Below are 17,392 nucleotides of genomic sequence, written 5' to 3' on the forward strand. Positions count from 1 at the left end.
GAGTGTGAATGGCGCGCATCCGGACGGTTCGCCGGCAGAAACTCTGTCATCGGACCGCCAGTGCAGTATCGGTCAGGCGCGTTTTTGCCGGGCCGGAAATTGAGGACCTCTTGTCAACCGGCCCGGATCGCGGACACCCGTTCCGGGCCGGTTCGACAAGAACCAGAGTATCCGCGGCAAGCCCGACCCGGGCGATGCGGAAGAATGTGAAGAGTGCCGCCGGCGATGACGCTCGAACTCCGACAGATTGCAAAGACCGTGGGGACGGAGGTTCATATCCACCCCACCGACCTCGTCCTGGAAGCGGGCGGGTTCAATATCCTGCTGGGCACCACGCTGTCGGGGAAGACGACCCTGATGCAGTTGATGGCGGGGCTGGACCGGCCGACCGGCGGTTCACTGCATTTCCAGGGCAAGGACGTGACCGGGATGCGGGTGCAGAACCGCAACGTTTCCATGGTCTACCAGCAGTTCATCAATTACCCGAATTTCACCGTTTATGAGAACATCGCCTCCCCGCTGCGGGTGGCGCGGATGGGTGAAGCCGAAATCAAGAAACGCGTCGGCGCGATGGCCGATCTGCTTCGGCTGGCGCCGATGCTGGACCGGAAACCCGCCGAACTTTCCGGCGGGCAGCAGCAGCGCACGGCGCTGGCCCGCGCCCTGGTGAAGGACAGCGAGTTGGTCCTGCTGGACGAGCCGCTGGCTAACCTGGATTTCAAACTGCGCGAGGAATTGCGCGAGGAACTGCCGAAGCTGTTCGCCGACCGGAACTGCATCGTCGTCTATGCGACGACCGAACCGATCGAGGCATTGCTGTTGGGCGGCAGGACCGCGACCTTGCACGAAGGCCGGGTCACCCAATTCGGGCCGACCGGCGATGTCTATCGCATGCCGAAGGACGTGATCAGCGCCAAGGTGTTTTCCGAACCGCCGATAAACACGGCCACCGTGCGCAAGACCGGGAACCAGGTCGACCTCGGCAATGTCGCGCATTGGACCTGTCCGGCCGTGCTGGCCGACCAGCCCAACGGCGAGTACACGATCGGCCTGCGCCCGCATCATGTGACACCGATGGTAAACGTTGCCGCGGAGGGCCGGGTGAAAATCTCCGGCGAGGTGCTGGTGACCGAATTGAGCGGATCGGAAAGCACGGTCCATTTCAAGGTCGGGCCGGAAACCTGGGTGTCGCTGGCCCATGGCATCCATTCCTACGGTGTGGGGGAGACGGCGGAACTCTATGCCGACCTCAGCCAAGCCTTCTATTTCGGGGCCGACGGCGCCCTGATCGTTTCCTAGGGAAGAGTCGCGATGGCACGGATCACGCTCGACAAGCTGCGTCATTCCTACATGGACAATCCGGTCGACGACGCGGATTGGGCCTTGAAACAAGTCGACATCACCTGGGACGACGGCGGGGCCTATGCGCTGCTGGGCCCCAGCGGGTGCGGCAAGACTACCCTGCTGAATATCATTTCCGGCCTGTTGCGGCCGTCGCAGGGCAGGGTGCTGTTCGACGACAACGACGTGACCGCCTTGGCCCCCGATCAGCGGCATATCGCCCAGGTTTTCCAGTTCCCTGTCGTCTACGACACCATGACGGTTTACGAGAATCTGGCCTTTCCGCTGCGGAACCGGGGCGTCGACAAGGCCGTGACCGACGAGCGCGTGCGCGAAATCGCCGATTTCATCGACATGACCCACCGGTTGAATGAACGCGCCAAGGGACTGACGGCGGACGGCAAGCAGAAGATCTCGCTGGGCCGCGGTCTGGTGCGAACCGACGTCAATGTCATCATGTTTGATGAACCGCTGACCGTGATCGACCCGCATCTGAAATGGGAATTGCGCTCCAAGCTGAAGGAACTGCATCAACGCGTCGGTCTCACCATGATCTATGTGACCCATGACCAGACAGAGGCACTGACCTTTGCCGACAAGGTCGTGGTGATGAACGAGGGCGAGGTGGTGCAGGTCGGTACGCCCGTCGACCTGTTCGAACGGCCGCAGCATACATTCGTTGGCCATTTCATCGGCTCCCCCGGGATGAACGTCCTTCCCTGCACACTCGACAGCGGCAAGGTCTATCTCGGCGGCAATGCCGTGTCGGTCGCCAATGATACGTCGGGCGCAGCGGGCGGGGCGCTGGAAATAGGGGTCCGTCCGGAATTCATCACATTCACCGACAAGGGCCTGCCGGCGACCGTGGTGAAGGTCAGCGACGCGGGCCGCCACAAGATCGTCGAGACGCGCTGTGCCGACCGGACGGTGCGGCTGCTTGTGGGGGAAGGGGTGGAAATCCCCGCTGACGGTGTGCAGCTCGCCTTCGACCCGGGCAATACCCGGCTATATGCCGATGGCTGGCTGGCCGGTGAGGCGACGGCGGCGGGGGATGCGCGATGAACAAGACCGTCAATCAAAAAGCCTGGCTGTTCGTCCTGCCGGTTTTCCTGCTGGTGGCGTTCAATGCAATCATTCCGCTGATGACGGTCGTGAACTATTCGGTTCAGGAAACCTTCGGCGACAACACCTTCTTCTGGTCCGGCGTGCTGTGGTTCACGGAGGTTCTGCAATCGGAACGCTTTCATGACAGCCTGATCCGCCAGATGATTTTCACCTTTTCGATCCTTGCGATCGAAGTACCCATGGGGGTGGCTATTGCGCTGGCGATGCCGCGAAAGGGGCCATGGGTACCTGTTTGCCTCGTGTTGATGGCCTTGCCGCTGCTGATCCCGTGGAACGTGGTCGGCGCGATGTGGAACATCTTCGCGCTGCCGGATATCGGGCTGCTCGGCTATGGGCTCAACGCGCTCGGTTTCGACTACAACTTCACGCGCCAGATCGGCGATGCCTGGTTCACGCTGATCCTGATGGATGTCTGGCATTGGACCTCGCTGGTCGTGCTGCTGGCCTATGCGGGACTCGTCTCCATCCCGGACGCCTATTATCAGGCGGCGAAGATCGACGGGGCCGGTGCCTTCGCCATCTTCCGCTACATCCAATTGCCGAAGATGAAGCGGGTACTGACCATCGCGGTCCTGCTGCGCTTCATGGACAGTTTCATGGTCTATACCGAAGCCGTCGTGCTGACCGGCGGCGGGCCGGGGAATTCGACGACGCTGCTCTCCATCGACTTGGTGAAGATCGCGCTCGGCCAGTTTGATCTTGGCCCGGCGGCGGCGATGTCGATCATCTACTTCCTGATCATCCTTGCGCTCAGCTGGGTGTTCTACACGCTGATGATGCGGAACGAGGAAAGCTGAGGGGCACCTGACATGAAACGCACCGCAATCGTCCCGGCTCTCTATATCGCCTTCCTGATGCTGCCGATCTATTGGCTGGTCTCGATGTCGTTCAAGACGACGAACGAAATCCTGGGCGGGTTCAGCCTGTATCCACGCGAATTCACGCTGGAAAACTACATCACCATCTTCACGGATCCGACCTGGTATACGGGGTATCTCAACTCGCTGGCCTATGTGTCGATCAACACGGTGCTGTCGATCGCCTGCGCCCTGCCGGCGGCCTACGCGTTCAGCCGCTATCGCTTCATCGGCGACAAGCATCTGTTCTTCTGGCTGCTGACCAACCGCATGGCCCCGCCCGCCGTGTTCGCCCTGCCGTTCTTCCAACTTTACTCGGCAGTGGGATTATTCGATACGCATATCGCGGTGGCGCTCGCCCATACGCTCTTCAACATCCCGCTGGCGGTGTGGATTCTGGAAGGTTTCATGTCCGGCGTGCCGAAGGAGTTGGACGAGACCGCCTATGTCGACGGTCATTCCTTCTGGAGCTTCTTCCTAAAGATATTCATCCCAACCATCGCGGCGGGGATCGGCGTCGCCGCTTTCTTCTGCTTTATGTTCAGTTGGGTGGAGCTGCTGCTGGCCAAGACGCTGACGGCGGTCGACGCGAAACCGATCGCGGCCACGATGACACGGACGGCCAGTACATCCGGATATGAACTGGGCCTGTTGGCGGCGGCGGGAACGCTCACCATCGTGCCGGGCGCCTTCGTGATCTATTTCGTCAGAAACTACATCGCCAAGGGCTTCGCCCTTGGACGGGTGTAGGGACCGCGTCTAGGGAAGAGGAGACAAACCCATGCTCGACCTATCCTGGATGGCCTGGACCTGGCCGACGGCGATCTTCTTCCTGGTGATCGCCTTCTTCCTCACCTGCATGACGATCTGGGAGTTGAAATCCCCCGGCGGCGGTCAACGCCGCGGTATCCTCGCGCTTGAAACGACGCGCGGCGACCGCCTCTTCATCTCGCTGCTGGGCTCCGCCTTCATCCACCTCGCCTGGCTAGGCCTCATCGGCGACCCGCTCTGGGCCGCGACGATCATCTCGGTCGTCTATGCGGGGGCTGTTTTTCGCTGGGTGTGAGGGCCGATACCGATATCGAGGGACGGTATTTGAGAATCCAGTAAGTTACAGACTCCAGCAATAGACCTCGTCATACTGGCCATCATGAGCAAAGAACTGGCATACAAGATCGCCACCTATGCATGTGCGGCTTATGTCGCCATTATTCTTTTCAGCTTCCTGGCCTCGATCCAACTGCCAAACTTTCACGATTTCTCGCCGCAGCAGAGATCAGGATGCTATTGGACCAATGCGATGGTTGGATATGTCGAGTGTGGCAGCGATGTGCTTTTTCATAAATGGCGGCGGCTGTTTTTTAACTTCTGGATGATGTTCGTCTATTTTCCTCTTCTGGGGCTCACGGGATGGCTAGAAGGATTTGCCATCGCTCTGGCGATTTATGCTCCAGTCGTGTTTTTGGTGTATTCACTTTTCCGACGCGCCAATCGAATTCGTAATAATTAGTAGTTGGCGACGTTCGAGACATCTTCGCACACGTCCGTTGAAAAGCATCGGCGCCACCCCTTTGTGTTGAGCGTCATCTCGGTGCAGGTCCACAGCACTTTGCGGACATTGATGGAAGACGACCTGCCGAACAGTTTCATGATTTCTTTTTGAAGGGGCGGCCTATTCCTTATCTGCCAGAATAGTCTCCCAATTTCGACCGCCGTAGAAAAGACGCAGGATAGTCACTCGTTCGTCATCGGCAGCGAGGGCAATCGTGATGCGTTTTTCGAACCCGACGATCCGCAGCCCGGGACGGAGGTCGTCCCGCCGATGGCCGAGTTCACCGGCCGTGCGGAAGCCGTCGCAATAGGTCTCGAGCCGCTCCACATATTTCAGGGCGATAGCTGGGCTGGCCGCGTTGGCGAGCCAATCGTGAAGTTGCAGCAAGTCTACCCGCGCTTCGGGAGCGAAGACGACAACCCGTGTCTTCAAACCGATCTGTCCGGGTGTTTCGCATTGCGTTCACGGATCTCCGCGAAAACATCCTCCGCAGGAATTGCCCGTGAAGGATTTTCCTGCATGGCGTCATAGACTTGTACGACTTCCTCGCGCAGCCAGCGCTCCACGGCGGCGTCGCGTTCCTGGAGCGCGCGCAGCCCGGCCCGGATGACCTCGCTGGCCGAAGCATAGGCCCCGGAAGACACCAATTTATCGACGAACGCGGCATGTTCGTCGGGCAGGCTGATCGTGCGTTTCTGAATTTTGGACATCCCGGAACCCTTCCTTCCGGAGTGAGCATAGCACGTAGTATGAAAAAATCATACCTAGGTTCGACACCGATGCGGGGTGTCCGCGGGACGGCGTTCGTGGCGCCGCCCGGCAGGACCAGACCCTATTTCAAGCCCATGCAATTCGCATAATAGGTGACCGTGGCGGGCCAGTCGGAGAAGACGCCGACGACCCCGACCTGCATGGCGAGCACGTCCAGCAATTCGTACATCACGCCGTCCGACGTCGTGACATCCTTGATCGACTGATAATACCAGCCGCCGCCGGTCTTCAGCGGCCCGGAGCGCTCCAGCGTCCAGGCGATGATGTTCAGCCCGGCATTTTTCGCTTCCTTGGCATAGGCGGAGGGGACGATCCTGCCGTTATCAACCGTCACCAGCATCCAGATCGGCGGGGCGATGTAGTTCACGCCCAAAGCCTTCAAGCTTTCCATGCTAGGATCGAAGGTCGCGGGCCTCATCGGGTCGAACCCGGCATTGTCGTACCGGCCGTCCAGAAAGATCGCCTGCCTGCCGAATTCGGGTTCGTTCTCGATCCAGTACAGCACGTCGGCAAGGTCGAAGCTCTGCGGGAAGACGTCTTCGGGCGGGACGCCGGCTGCCTTGTATTCGTCGATCAGTTTCTGGGCATAGTCTTCCTGGCTGAACCCGTCGAAGGGCATGGCAATGGCGGGGGATTTCAGCTCCGGCGTGAATTTCGCACCCAGCCGGCGAAACAGATCGATCGATTCCGCATGGGTCATCAGCGTGGCCGAGGAAGCGGCATAAAGGTCGGTGCGCCATCCGGCGGTGCCGTCCATGTATTCCTCGACCGTTTTGCCGTTCCTGTTCGCCGCATCCATCTTGCCGGTCAGGGTGCGGAACTCGGCCAGCGTGATGTCGCTGGTCCGGCATTCCGCGGATGCTTTGCCGGACGCGCCCGCCGGGGTGAATTCCTTGGTGCATTTCGCGGCCAGGTCGGTTGCCAGAATATTCGTCGTCGTGTGTAGGTCGTCCTGGGCGTGGCGGCAGACCAGTTCCTTGTCCTTGGTGAAGGTCACGTCGCATTCCAGAATGCCGGCCCCCATCCGGGCGGCGGCCCGATAGGATTCGACCGTGTGCTCCGGAAACATCAGCGGTGCGCCGCGATGGCCGATGGAAAAATCGGTGCGCTCAACGCCGCTCCCGGCACAGGACAGAAGCCGGTTTTTCAGCGCGCCGTCCTTCATCTGGTGGACCAGGAACTCCGGGCGTGGGCCGAGTTCGACCCTGTCGGCCGCGGCCGGGCTGACGAGGGTGGAAATCGTTAGTCCGGCAGCCAGGATTGCGGCGAATACGTCGCGGAACATTCACTTCATCTCCTTGGGGTGAGGAATTCATTCTAGGGAGGGAGATAAGTATCCGCGAGACTTGTTTGATTTGCGACCCATCCATGAAGGTTCGGTGGCACGCCGGGCAAGAGAGGATCATGTCCGGCTAAATACGTTCCGCTAGCGTTTCGTTCGCTCCACCGTTGGAGGCGCCTCTCGAAGATCATAGCCTTTCCGGAACCGAGAGATGACTAAGCGCATGAGAAACACGGCTACAAGAAAGAACAGTGTCGTCCCAATCCCGACGAACCCCTGGGCCTTTGAGGGCAATAGATACGGCGCCAAACAATAAAACAGAATAGGCAACAACAATGGCGCTAAAAGCGAAAGAACGAAGGGAACGACGGGTGCTTGCCATTTGCGAGCGACCTTGAATGCCATGTAGGCCAACATGACCGAGCCAAAAACCAGAATGAAATATGAAAAATACTGCATCGTTGGTTTTGCGCTGTCACCGCTAGCATAGGAAGGCGCGGAAAAAAGTACTGCGAGCAGTATCATCATCGGATGGTGCATTGAACTTGCTACTCGCCTTTCCTCGGCATCCTGTTCCACGCATCAAGCGCCGCGATTTTGTAGGCCTCGGCCAGGGTCGGATAGTTGAAGGTGTTCTCGACGAAATATTCCAGTTTGCCTTTCAGGTTCAGGACCGCCTGGCCGATATGGATGAGTTCCGTCGCCCCTTCGCCGACGATATGAACGCCGAGCAGGCGGTGGGTTTTGATCGAGAAGATCATCTTCATCATGCCGCTGTCCAAGCCCATGATGTGGCCGCGTGAGGTCTCGCGGAACCGGGCCACGCCGCATTCATAGGGAATGCCGCGCTGCTCCACCTCCTCCTCCGTCATGCCGCAGGTCGAAATTTCCGGCACCGCGTAAATGCCGTAGGGAAAATATTCCGGCGGCTTCTGCGCTTCTTCGCCCAGCGCGTGGCAGGCGGCGATGCGGCCCTGTTCCATCGAAGTCGAGGCGAGGCTGGGAAAGCCGATGACGTCGCCGGCGGCATAGATATGCGGCACCTCGGTCTGGAACGTCTTCGGGTCGACCGTCAGCCGTTTGCGGTGGTCGACGGTCAGGCCGGCGGCGTCCAGGTTCAAGCTGTCCGTCGCCCCTTCGCGGCCGGCCGCGAACAGGACCATGTCCGACTTGCAGACTCGGCCGCCTTCCAGATGGGTGACGCATTGGTCGTCCTGGCGTTCGATCCTCTCGACGGATTTGCCCATGCGCAGGGCGATGCCGCGGTCGCGCAGCTGGTGAATGAAATCCTCGATCAATTCCCGGTCGATGAAATCCAGCATGGTATTGCGCGGTTCGATCAGGGTCACCGGTACGTCCAGGGCCGAGAAGATCGTCGCATATTCGACGCCGATGACACCGGCGCCGATCACGGTCAGCGAGCGGGGGATGCGGTTCACTTCCAGGACGTCGTCGCTGTCCAGGATGTTTTCGCCGTCGAAGGGAATTGAGTCCGGCCGGAAGGGGTTTGTCCCGACACAAAGAATGAAGGCCTTACCGCTGACCAGATGCCGTTCGCCTTCGTCGCTGCGGACCTCCACCGTGTGCGGGTCGGTGAAACGGGCCTCGCCCATGATAGTGTCGACATGATTGCGGGCGAACTGGTGTTCCAGCACCTCGACCTCATGGTCCAGCGTTTTCAACAGACGGTGGCGCAGATCTTCCGATGAAATCTCCTGTTTGACGCGATAGGCGCGGCCGTAGAAGCCGCGTTCGCGCCAACCGCTCAGGTTCAGGACCGTCTCCCGCAGCGTCTTGGACGGGATCGTCCCGGTATGGACGGAAACGCCGCCGACCCGGCGCCCCTTCTCCACAACCAGCGCATTGCGGCCGAACTTGGCGGCCTGGATGGCCGCACGGCGCCCGGCAGGGCCGCTGCCCACCACTATCAAGTCGTATTCGGCTTGCATCATTCCCCCTGCAGGCTGTCTGACCGGATCATTCCTCATACACGCATATCGGATCGGCGTAACCGGTGACGTGCAAAATTGCGGCGGTTTTGCCGATCCTGCGAAGCGGCCCCCGCCGTATTCCGGGCCGACAGCTAATATAGTGCCGTGGCGGCGCTGAAGTCCTGTTGACACCAAGCGCCGTCATGTCATGCTAGTATTCGAATTCGGGCGGCAAATAACGATCCGGATCGTCTTTGCGGGTTTACAGTAACACTAGAGCACACAACGGGTGCGGCGGAAGATCGCGCTCGGGTTGAGGGGCATGGCACTCGCGAAACCATTCGACGAAATGACACTTGCGGGCGGCGCCTGCCGCGACGCGTACAGGGGCCTTTCACAATGGCTTCAATGGACGCCGACCGATTTTCTTCGGATGAAGCGCCAGGAAGCGGATGTCCTATTCCGACGACTTGGGATTACATTCGCCGTTTATGGCGAAGGCGGCGATCCCGAACGGCTGATTCCGTTCGACATCATCCCGCGCGTTCTTGCGGCGGCGGAATGGCAGCGGATGGAGGAAGGCCTGCGTCAGCGCGTCAAGACGCTGAACATGTTCCTGCACGACGTCTATCATGACCAGGAAATCCTGAAGGCAGGGGTGATTCCCGAAAAGCTGGTCCTGAACAATTCCTCCTACCTGCCGGAGATGCAGGGCGTGGACGTTCCGGGCGGCGTTTACAGCCATATCGCCGGGATCGACATGGTTCGCGTCGGAGAGGACGAGTTCTATGTTCTGGAGGACAATTGCCGCACGCCGTCCGGCGTTTCCTACATGTTGGAAAACCGCGAAGTGATGATGCGGCTGTTCCCGGCCCTGTTCGCGGAACACCGGATCGCGCCGGTCGACAACTATGCCGACAATCTTCTGGAAACGCTCAAGGAATGCGCGCCGCCGAAGACGACGGGGGATCCCACGGTCGTGGTGCTGACCCCCGGTATCTACAACAGCGCCTATTTCGAGCATTCCTTCCTGGCCGACCAGATGGGCGTCGAACTGGTCGAAGGACCGGACCTGTTTGTCGAGGATGCCAAAGTTTATATGCGCACCACCCAGGGGCCGCAGAAGGTCGACGTCATCTACCGACGGATCGACGATACATTCCTGGATCCTCTGACCTTCGATCCGAAATCGGTTCTCGGCGTGCCGGGGGTGATGAACGCCTATCGGTCCGGGCATGTCACGCTGGCCAACGCTGTCGGCGCCGGGATCGCGGACGACAAGGCGATCTACACCTACGTTCCGGACATGATCAAATTCTACCTGGACGAGGAACCGATCCTGAAAAACGTGCCGACCTATAAATGCGGCGACGACAAGGATCTGGCCTATGTGCTCGACAATCTGGCCGAACTGGTGGTGAAGGAAGTTCACGGTTCCGGCGGGTATGGAATGCTGGTCGGCCCGGCGGCGACGAAACAGGAAATCGAGGACTATGCCGAGCGGATCAAGGAAACGCCGGACGAGTTCATCGCCCAGCCGACACTGGCCCTGAGTACCTGCCCGACCTTCGTCGAAACCGGCGTCGCGCCGCGGCATGTGGATTTCCGCCCCTTCGTGCTGTCGTCGGGCAAGGATATCCGGATGGTGAAGGGCGGCCTGACCCGCGTCGCGCTGCGCGAGGGGTCCCTGGTGGTGAATTCCAGCCAGGGCGGCGGGACGAAGGATACCTGGGTTCTGGAAGAGTGACCGCAGTTTCATGGACAGGGCCGGGCGTGTTCCCGGCCGTTAAACGGGAGATGATCGAGGATCCATGCTGAGCCGCACCGCCAACAACCTCTATTGGCTAAGCCGCTATATGGAGCGGGCGGAGAATTTCGCCCGGATCCTGGAGGTCGCCGACCGGATGAGCATGATGCCCGGCTCAGGGAGCGAGGCGGTGCACAGCGAGTGGTGGTCGACGCTGATGACATCGGGCTGCGCCCAGGCTTTCGAGGAAGCGGGGCTGCGCGTCGAAGGGCCGATGGTAACCGAATTCCTGGCCCGCAATCCGGAAAACCCGTCCAGCATTTATTCCAGCATCCGTCAGGCGCGGGAAAACGGCCGCGCCGTCCGCACCAGCCTGACGATGGAAATGTGGGAATGCCTGAACGATACCTGGCTCAGCTTTGATCAGCGCTGGACGGATGCGCGCCGGTACAATGAATTGCGGTCTTTCCTGGACTGGGTGAAGGAACGCTCGACCGTGTTCCGCGGCGGCCTCTACGGCACGATGCTACGGGACGACGCCTTCGATTTTGCCCGCCTCGGCACCTATGTGGAGCGCGCCGACAATACGGCGCGGATCCTGGACGTGAAATACCATGTCCTGCTGCCGGAAGGCGAACAGGTCGGCGGCGGCGTCGATTACTATCAGTGGACCAGCCTGCTGCGCGCGTTTTCCGCGCTGGGCAGTTACCACTACCTGTACCGCGAAAACCCGAAGCCTTGGAAAATCGCCGAACTGATGATCCTGCGCCGGGAAATGCCGCGTTCGCTGATCGGCTGTTACCAGCAGGTCGTCGCGCATCTGGATCGGCTGGCGGAAGCCTATGGCGCCAGACATGAATGTCACCGCATCGCGGGGCAGCTCTATTCGCAACTGCAATTCGCCGATGCGAACGACATTTTCCAAAGCGGCCTGCACGAGTTCCTGTCCGATTTCATTGTCCGGAACAATCGACTTGGCAATGAAATAGCCCGCAACTATTTGTTCGTGGGCTGACGCATCCCGTTTTCGCGGGGGCTGTGCTTTTGCCCGAGCGGAGGGCTGAGCCGTTGCTGATATCCGTGAAGCATGAAACCCGGTACCGATACGAGACGCCGGCCGTCTATACGATTCAAAGCCTGAAGCTGACCCCGCAGAATACCAGCGGGCAAACCGTCCTGTCCTGGGACCTGGATTGCGGGCAGGACGGGACCATTCCGTCCTTCGTCGATTCCTTCGGCAACATCACCCATACCTTCGTCATCAACCGGGAGCACGACGACGTCCTGATTCGGGTGACCGGACAGGTGCAGACCGTGGATGTGGCCGGCGTGGTGTCCGGCACGCGGGAGCCCTTCCCTTTGGTCGCCTATCTTCGGCAAACCGACCTGACCGCGCCCGACACCGCGCTGGAGGAGCTTGCCTGGAGTGTGGGGACCGGAACCAAGCCGCTTGATCTGGCGCATGCGCTGATGGGCGCGGTACGGGACAGAATCGATTACCGGGAAGGCGAGACCGCGGTCGAGACGACGGCGGCGCAGGCCCTGGCGCACGGCAACGGCGTCTGTCAGGACCATACCCATGTCTTTATCGCTTGCGCCCGGCTGCGCGGCATCCCGGCCCGTTATGTTTCCGGCTATCTTCAGGCCAGCGAGAACAGCGACGAAGTCTACGAGGCCGGGCATGCCTGGGCCGAGGCGTATATCGAGGATCTCGGCTGGGTCGGATTCGACGTTGCGAACCGTGCCTGCCCGACGGAACACCACTTGCGCGTCGCCGTCGGATTGGACTACCGCGAGGCGGCGCCGATCCGGGGTTTGCGGCTTGGCGGCGGTGCCGAAAAGCTGGACGTTTCGGTCCAGGTCGTGCAGGAGAGTAGCCAACAGTAACGGTTCACGAAATCGATTGATCAGGGAGGCCACCGGGACGGGCCGCGATGACGTATTGCATCGGTCTCTACATGGATGACGGGTTGGTCATGCTCGCGGATACGCGAACCAATGCCGGTGTCGACAATATTTCCACCTTCAGAAAGCTGACCATCTGGGAAGAACCGGGTGACCGGGTCATGGCCCTGATGACGGCGGGAAATCTGGCCGTTTCGCAAGCGGTGGTGAACCTGCTGCATGAAGGCATCGAGTTCTGCGACATGTCGAAGTCGAAGGATTGCGAACGGGAAACGCTGCTGACCGTTCCTTCGATGTTTCAGGCGGCCCAACTGGTGGGGGCGGCGGTTCGTGAAGTCTACAAGACGGACGGCGAGGCCCTGCAGGCGCAATCGGCCAAATTCGACGTTTCCATGATCCTGGGCGGGCAGATCAAAGGGCGTCGCATGCGCCTTTTCCAGATCTATAGCGCCGGCAATTTCATTGAGGCCACGCCGGATACCCCTTTCTTCCAGATCGGGGAGAACAAATACGGCAAGCCCATCCTGGACCGGGCCTTCACCTATAAGACCGACCTGCCGACGGCCGTGAAACTTTCCTTCGTCAGCATGGATTCCACCCTTCGAAGCAATATGTCCGTCGGCATGCCGCTGGACATGATGGTCTATAAGAAGAACAGCATTCAGGTCGAAGCGCGCCGGCGGATAGAGCCGGATGACAAGTATTTCTCCTCGATCAGCCAGGTTTGGGGCAGTCACTTGCGCGAAGCGCAGGCCTCGCTCCCAAACCCGCCTTGGCTGAACGGCGGGACCCGCTGAAAAACAGCGGCATCTGCTCCAAATCGGACATATTAGGCTCCGCGGTTATGAAATATTAACTTTCGCGGTAGCATATTCAGATTCAACCGGGTCGCGGCGGGCAGGCATTCCCTTTGGGATGTGCCGCGACGGGTGCATTTTTATTGTTCATCGCTTTTGTATTTACACGTTTCCGAGGTATCCGATTGTCATGGCGTTTTTGCGCGAAAAGGGCCTGTTTCCGACGGGAAACGCATTCTTGCTATCCATAGCCAGCTTCGTTGCGCTCGGAATCCTAGGGCTTGGATTCTACGTCGAGGGGTTGAAAACAGAACAGATCCGATACGAGGAACGATCTCGTGTCGTCGATCAATTGGCCAATATCCGTACGCGTCTGGAAGGCGCAATCAGCGACGGTGTGGGGCGGTTGGAGGGCGTTGTCGCCTATGTCGAGCGTAACCCCGATCTCAGCGAGGAAGAGTTTGTCGCCTTCGCCTCGCGTCTCATAACCGACCGGAGCCAGATCCGAAATCTGGCGGCTGCGCCGGATCTGGTGGTCAGATACGTCTTCCCGAAAGTAGGAAACGAAAGCGTTGTCGGGTTGGATTACCGACGCGTGCCGGCGCAATGGCAGGCCGCGCGCCGTGCTTTCGAGACGGGCAGAATGTCGATGGCGGGGCCCGTCGATCTGGTTCAGGGCGGCTCTGGATTCATCGCGCGGGCGCCGGTCTTCGTTGAACGCGAAGGCAATTCTTTCTGGGGGCTGGTTTCGACCGTCATTGACACCGAACTGGTATATGCTGCTGCGGGATTGAACGATCCCAACCTGGATCTTCACGTCGTGATCCGCGGGCGGGATGCCCTGGGGCGGCGCGGTGACATATTCTTCGGTTCCCTCGACAGGCTCGGCGACAAACCCGTGGAACTGGAGGTCAACGTTCCAAACGGCAAATGGGTGCTTATTGCCGAGCCAAAATCCGGTTGGTACACGCGCGGATTCTGGGACCATCAGGAGTTGGCGCTGGCCGTCTGTTTCTCAATTCTGCTGATGTTGCTCACCATCGCTTTCGCCTATCACCGGCGGACGCGCAAGCTGTTGAACCGTCGGCTGGAGAACCTCTCACGGGCGGTGGATCAAAGCACCGCCGGATTGGTTATCGCCTCGGCGCGCGGCTATGTCGTATACGCCAATCCCGGATTTCTCGGAATGTCTCAACAGACCGAAGCGGAAACCGTTGGAAGCCATGTCCGAACGCTGTTCAACGAAGGGGATTTGTCGGTCGGCTTCCTCAGCCTTTGGCGCAGCGTGCTCGCTGGAAACGATTGGCACGGCGAACAGCAGAACTGGCGCAAGGACGGCTCTCCCTATTGGGAATCCGTGGCGATCTCTCCCCTCAAGGATGCGGAAGGGAATACATCCGACGTTCTGATCGTCAAAAACGACATTACGGAAAAGAAGGAATCCGAGGAAGCGTTGGTTCGAGCCAAATTGGGCGCTGAAGCGGCGAACCGTGCGAAGTCCCAGTTCCTGGCGAGCATGAGCCATGAATTGCGGACGCCGCTTAATGCAATTCTCGGTTTCGCGCAGATGCTGGCGCTCAACATCGACCAATCATTGAGCGAGCGCAATCAATCCTATGTCGGCAATATCGTCGCCGCCGGAAAACATCTGCTCGACCTCGTCAATGATATCCTGGACCTGGCACGGGTCGAGGCCGACCGCATGCCGCTTGAGATCGAACTCGTCGATCTAAATACCATGATAGGGGATTGTGTTGACCTGACGAGGACCGCAGCGGACGCGCGCTATATCGCCATCCACGATGCCATCAGCAGCGGTCCAGCGGTTTCCGTGGCAGCCGATCCGCTTCGTTTGAAACAGGTTCTGCTCAATCTTCTGGCCAACGCGGTGAAGTACAATCGGGATGAAGGGCGCATCGACCTGACCTGCCGTCCCATCGATGACGATATGATCCGGATCTCCGTTTCCGATACCGGCCTTGGCATATCCGAGCGGGACGGCAAGTCCGTCTTCGAAATGTTCCACCGTCTGAACGCGGATCCGATGGTCACGCAGGACGGTACGGGAATCGGCTTGACCGTCAGCAAGATCCTGGTCGAACGCATGGACGGCCGGATCGGTTTCGACAGCGAGGAAGGGAAAGGCAGCACCTTCTGGCTCGACTTGCCGTCGCAACTATCCGATGACACGGCCGTGCCCGCGAATGAAAGCGACTTGGACACGTTGGTTGCGATCAACGATCTGGCTGAGAATCGCCGCCGCAAAGCCGGATGACAGTCGTCAGTCGGTTACGCCGGCGATCGTCACGTCCCTTACGGCAAAATCGCCACCCCGGTTCAGCACTGCGAACCCGTCGAACGGGTCCCGGAAACTACGGTCGGTGACCGCGATAGCATCCTGCCCATCGATGCGGATGGTCATAGCGCCGTCGCGATCGCGCGTCCACGTCACCTGGTGGGTTTGTTCATCGGTCAAGCCCGCGGCAAGACGGGCCGTGTCGATCGTCGCCACACCGCGGGAGGAGATTTTGAGCAATTGCAGGCTGCGATCCTGCGCAACATAGGAAAGGCGGTAGCCGCTGCTTGCGTTCGCGCCTTGATAGGGGCCCAGTTCGAAGCCGTCCTCCACCCCATTCGCCAGTGGTCGCAGGGAGATGGTCACGTCTATCGCGAACGCATTGCTTATCGGAAGTGCCGCCTGAACCGCCGCGAAAGTCGCTTGCCCGGCCGTTCGTTGCTGCGTGTCCGATGCCTGGTTCGAGGATTGATCGCCTTGCAGCGCGCCCTGCAGCAGCGCCCCCAGCAGGGCCTTCGCGACGTCCTTTTCATCCGTGTCCTGCGTTCCGGACGGGGCCGACTGCGGCGCCGAAGTACCTTCGATGACGGAACGAAGTCCATGCCGCCAATCGATCAGAAATTCGCCGGCCGTTACTTTCCAGGGGGCATCCGGCAAGGGGCCGCGCGCAGAAAAATCATCGCTTAGCAGGACTTCCGACCAAGGACGATCGTAGCGACCAATGACCTGTCGTATGTCACGAAGAAACCATGGATCGATGAGGCGATCCTTCTCGCCCTTCTCCAACAATACGTTCAATTCTTCGACAAGGGCACGGGTGGATTGATTGCGGTCGGGTGTCGGCTGTCCGAAGCTTCCGGTTTGGGCCATGGCATGCGGCGCGCCGGCAACCATGGCCGAGCAGAAGTACAAACCGAGCAGCAGAGATCGCTTTTCGAACGCTTTCATCATTGTTTCCTCCTGAAGGGCGGAATGGCATCTTGCGCAACCCTTGCGCTTGGCGCAACGCTGACCGGGCAAAAGACAACGACGCCAAGGCGGCTGGCAAGCGAAGGCCGCGGGCGGGCAGGGGAGGAAGTTCAGTATGATCAAGGAAAAGCCGATTGTGACCATCCGGCGCGGTTTCGATAGACCGGACCCGGCATTGGTGGACGCCTTGCGCGGGGCGATGACCGGACACGTCGTGGACAGCATGTCCGGACGGGGCGCGCTGGATTACAGGATTAAGCCGATCGAGGTGTCTCGAAGTGCGATCTGCGGCACGGCGCTGACCGTCAAAGCCGCGCCCGGGGACAATATGGCGGTGAATGCGGCGCTGGATGTTGCCAAGCCGGGCGACATCATTGTCTGCGCCACCGACAGTTTCGTGGAGACGGCGGTCGTCGGCGACCTGCTGCTCGGCATGATGAAGAATGTCGGCGCGGGTGCGTTCGTGACCGACGGGTTGATCCGGGATCTGATCGGCGTGCGCGGGGTCGGCCTGCCGGTGTTCGCGATGGGCGTGACGCCGAACTCGCCGACCGGCGGCGGTACGGGCACGGTCGGTTTGCCGATCATGATCGGCGGCGTACATGTCAGTCCCGGGGATGTCATCGTTGGTGACGAGGATGGCGTGGTCGTCGTACCGCAGGCCGAACTGTCGCAGGTGATCGAAACGCTGAAAGAGGTTCGAGCACTGGAGGCCGAGGCTGAAGCCAAGGTGAAGGCGGGCCAGGATCGGTCGCCGAAATTCACGGCCTTGCAGGAGGCCGGCAAGGTTCTCGAGATCTGATCGGGGCCGACGGACGC

General features: G+C 60.1%; 18 protein-coding genes. 12 read left to right on the forward strand and 6 right to left on the reverse strand.

Going from position 1 to position 17,392, the window contains the following annotated elements; translation table 11 throughout:
- Positions 1 to 225: 225 nt before the first annotated feature.
- From ACQK2G_RS00450 to ACQK2G_RS00475, 6 genes are all read left to right on the forward strand, one after another.
- Positions 226 to 1,299 carry an ABC transporter ATP-binding protein gene (locus ACQK2G_RS00450; RefSeq protein WP_425403039.1) on the forward strand — a complete coding sequence of 358 codons (1,074 nt, stop codon included), beginning with the start codon at positions 226 to 228 and terminating at the stop codon, positions 1,297 to 1,299.
- Positions 1,300 to 1,311: 12 nt separating this feature from the next.
- Entirely contained in the window at positions 1,312 to 2,403 is a 1,092-nt protein-coding gene (locus tag ACQK2G_RS00455) for an ABC transporter ATP-binding protein (RefSeq protein ID WP_425403040.1), read from the forward strand.
- The gene (locus tag ACQK2G_RS00460; protein WP_425403041.1) at positions 2,400 to 3,263 is read left to right on the forward strand and encodes a carbohydrate ABC transporter permease; all 864 of its coding nucleotides are present in this window, start codon (positions 2,400 to 2,402) and stop codon (positions 3,261 to 3,263) included. The genes ACQK2G_RS00455 and ACQK2G_RS00460 overlap by 4 nt, the downstream gene beginning before the upstream one ends.
- A 12-nt stretch (positions 3,264 to 3,275) precedes the next feature.
- A complete protein-coding gene (locus ACQK2G_RS00465; protein WP_425403042.1) occupies positions 3,276 to 4,073 on the forward strand; it encodes a carbohydrate ABC transporter permease in 798 nt (265 codons plus the stop codon).
- Positions 4,074 to 4,104: 31 nt separating this feature from the next.
- Positions 4,105 to 4,389, forward strand: coding sequence for a DUF2160 domain-containing protein (locus ACQK2G_RS00470; RefSeq protein ID WP_425403043.1), 285 nt, complete (start codon positions 4,105 to 4,107; stop codon positions 4,387 to 4,389).
- 84 nt (positions 4,390 to 4,473) lie between these two features.
- The gene (locus tag ACQK2G_RS00475; RefSeq protein ID WP_425403044.1) at positions 4,474 to 4,833 is read left to right on the forward strand and encodes a hypothetical protein; all 360 of its coding nucleotides are present in this window, start codon (positions 4,474 to 4,476) and stop codon (positions 4,831 to 4,833) included.
- Positions 4,834 to 4,995: 162 nt separating this feature from the next.
- Here ACQK2G_RS00475 and ACQK2G_RS00480 read toward each other — a convergent pair whose 3' ends face one another.
- The 5 genes from ACQK2G_RS00480 to sthA all read right to left on the reverse strand — a co-directional run bounded on the left by ACQK2G_RS00480 (position 4,996) and on the right by sthA (position 8,880).
- Positions 4,996 to 5,307, reverse strand: coding sequence for a type II toxin-antitoxin system RelE/ParE family toxin (locus ACQK2G_RS00480; RefSeq protein WP_425403045.1), 312 nt, complete (start codon positions 5,305 to 5,307; stop codon positions 4,996 to 4,998).
- The gene (locus tag ACQK2G_RS00485) at positions 5,304 to 5,585 is read right to left on the reverse strand and encodes a type II toxin-antitoxin system ParD family antitoxin (RefSeq protein WP_425403046.1); all 282 of its coding nucleotides are present in this window, start codon (positions 5,583 to 5,585) and stop codon (positions 5,304 to 5,306) included. Before ACQK2G_RS00485 ends, ACQK2G_RS00480 begins: the two co-directional genes overlap by 4 nt.
- Before the next feature lie 122 nt (positions 5,586 to 5,707).
- On the reverse strand, positions 5,708 to 6,931 hold the full coding sequence (locus tag ACQK2G_RS00490; protein WP_425403047.1) for a glycerophosphodiester phosphodiesterase family protein: 1,224 nt from the start codon (positions 6,929 to 6,931) through the stop codon (positions 5,708 to 5,710).
- Positions 6,932 to 7,072: 141 nt separating this feature from the next.
- Positions 7,073 to 7,507, reverse strand: a complete 435-nt coding sequence (locus ACQK2G_RS00495; protein ID WP_425403048.1) for a hypothetical protein — start codon at positions 7,505 to 7,507, stop codon at positions 7,073 to 7,075.
- Positions 7,477 to 8,880 carry a Si-specific NAD(P)(+) transhydrogenase gene (sthA, locus tag ACQK2G_RS00500; protein WP_425403049.1) on the reverse strand — a complete coding sequence of 468 codons (1,404 nt, stop codon included), beginning with the start codon at positions 8,878 to 8,880 and terminating at the stop codon, positions 7,477 to 7,479. The genes ACQK2G_RS00495 and sthA overlap by 31 nt, the downstream gene beginning before the upstream one ends.
- A 301-nt stretch (positions 8,881 to 9,181) precedes the next feature.
- On the opposite strand from sthA, the gene ACQK2G_RS00505 reads away from it, so the two are divergent.
- From ACQK2G_RS00505 to ACQK2G_RS00525, 5 genes are all read left to right on the forward strand, one after another.
- On the forward strand, positions 9,182 to 10,606 hold the full coding sequence (locus tag ACQK2G_RS00505) for a circularly permuted type 2 ATP-grasp protein (RefSeq protein ID WP_425403050.1): 1,425 nt from the start codon (positions 9,182 to 9,184) through the stop codon (positions 10,604 to 10,606).
- Between the two features lie 64 nt (positions 10,607 to 10,670).
- Entirely contained in the window at positions 10,671 to 11,621 is a 951-nt protein-coding gene (locus ACQK2G_RS00510) for an alpha-E domain-containing protein (RefSeq protein WP_425403051.1), read from the forward strand.
- A 53-nt stretch (positions 11,622 to 11,674) separates the two neighbouring features.
- On the forward strand, positions 11,675 to 12,493 hold the full coding sequence (locus ACQK2G_RS00515; RefSeq protein ID WP_425403052.1) for a transglutaminase family protein: 819 nt from the start codon (positions 11,675 to 11,677) through the stop codon (positions 12,491 to 12,493).
- A gap of 47 nt (positions 12,494 to 12,540) precedes the next feature.
- Positions 12,541 to 13,308 carry a peptidase gene (locus tag ACQK2G_RS00520; protein ID WP_425403053.1) on the forward strand — a complete coding sequence of 256 codons (768 nt, stop codon included), beginning with the start codon at positions 12,541 to 12,543 and terminating at the stop codon, positions 13,306 to 13,308.
- Between the two features lie 238 nt (positions 13,309 to 13,546).
- Positions 13,547 to 15,583 (forward strand): ATP-binding protein, encoded by a 2,037-nt coding sequence (locus tag ACQK2G_RS00525; protein ID WP_425403054.1) that lies wholly within the window; start codon positions 13,547 to 13,549, stop codon positions 15,581 to 15,583.
- Positions 15,584 to 15,589: 6 nt separating this feature from the next.
- On the opposite strand, the gene ACQK2G_RS00530 is transcribed toward ACQK2G_RS00525, so the two are convergent.
- Positions 15,590 to 16,555, reverse strand: coding sequence for a hypothetical protein (locus ACQK2G_RS00530; RefSeq protein ID WP_425403055.1), 966 nt, complete (start codon positions 16,553 to 16,555; stop codon positions 15,590 to 15,592).
- Positions 16,556 to 16,688: 133 nt separating this feature from the next.
- Here ACQK2G_RS00530 and ACQK2G_RS00535 point away from each other — a divergent pair, with 133 nt between their 5' ends.
- On the forward strand, positions 16,689 to 17,375 hold the full coding sequence (locus tag ACQK2G_RS00535; RefSeq protein ID WP_425403056.1) for an RraA family protein: 687 nt from the start codon (positions 16,689 to 16,691) through the stop codon (positions 17,373 to 17,375).
- Positions 17,376 to 17,392 lie beyond the last annotated feature (17 nt).

Origin of the sequence: Hwanghaeella sp. (genome assembly GCF_965227365.1) — a bacterium.
GTDB lineage: Bacteria > Pseudomonadota > Alphaproteobacteria > UBA8366 > Aestuariispiraceae > Hwanghaeella.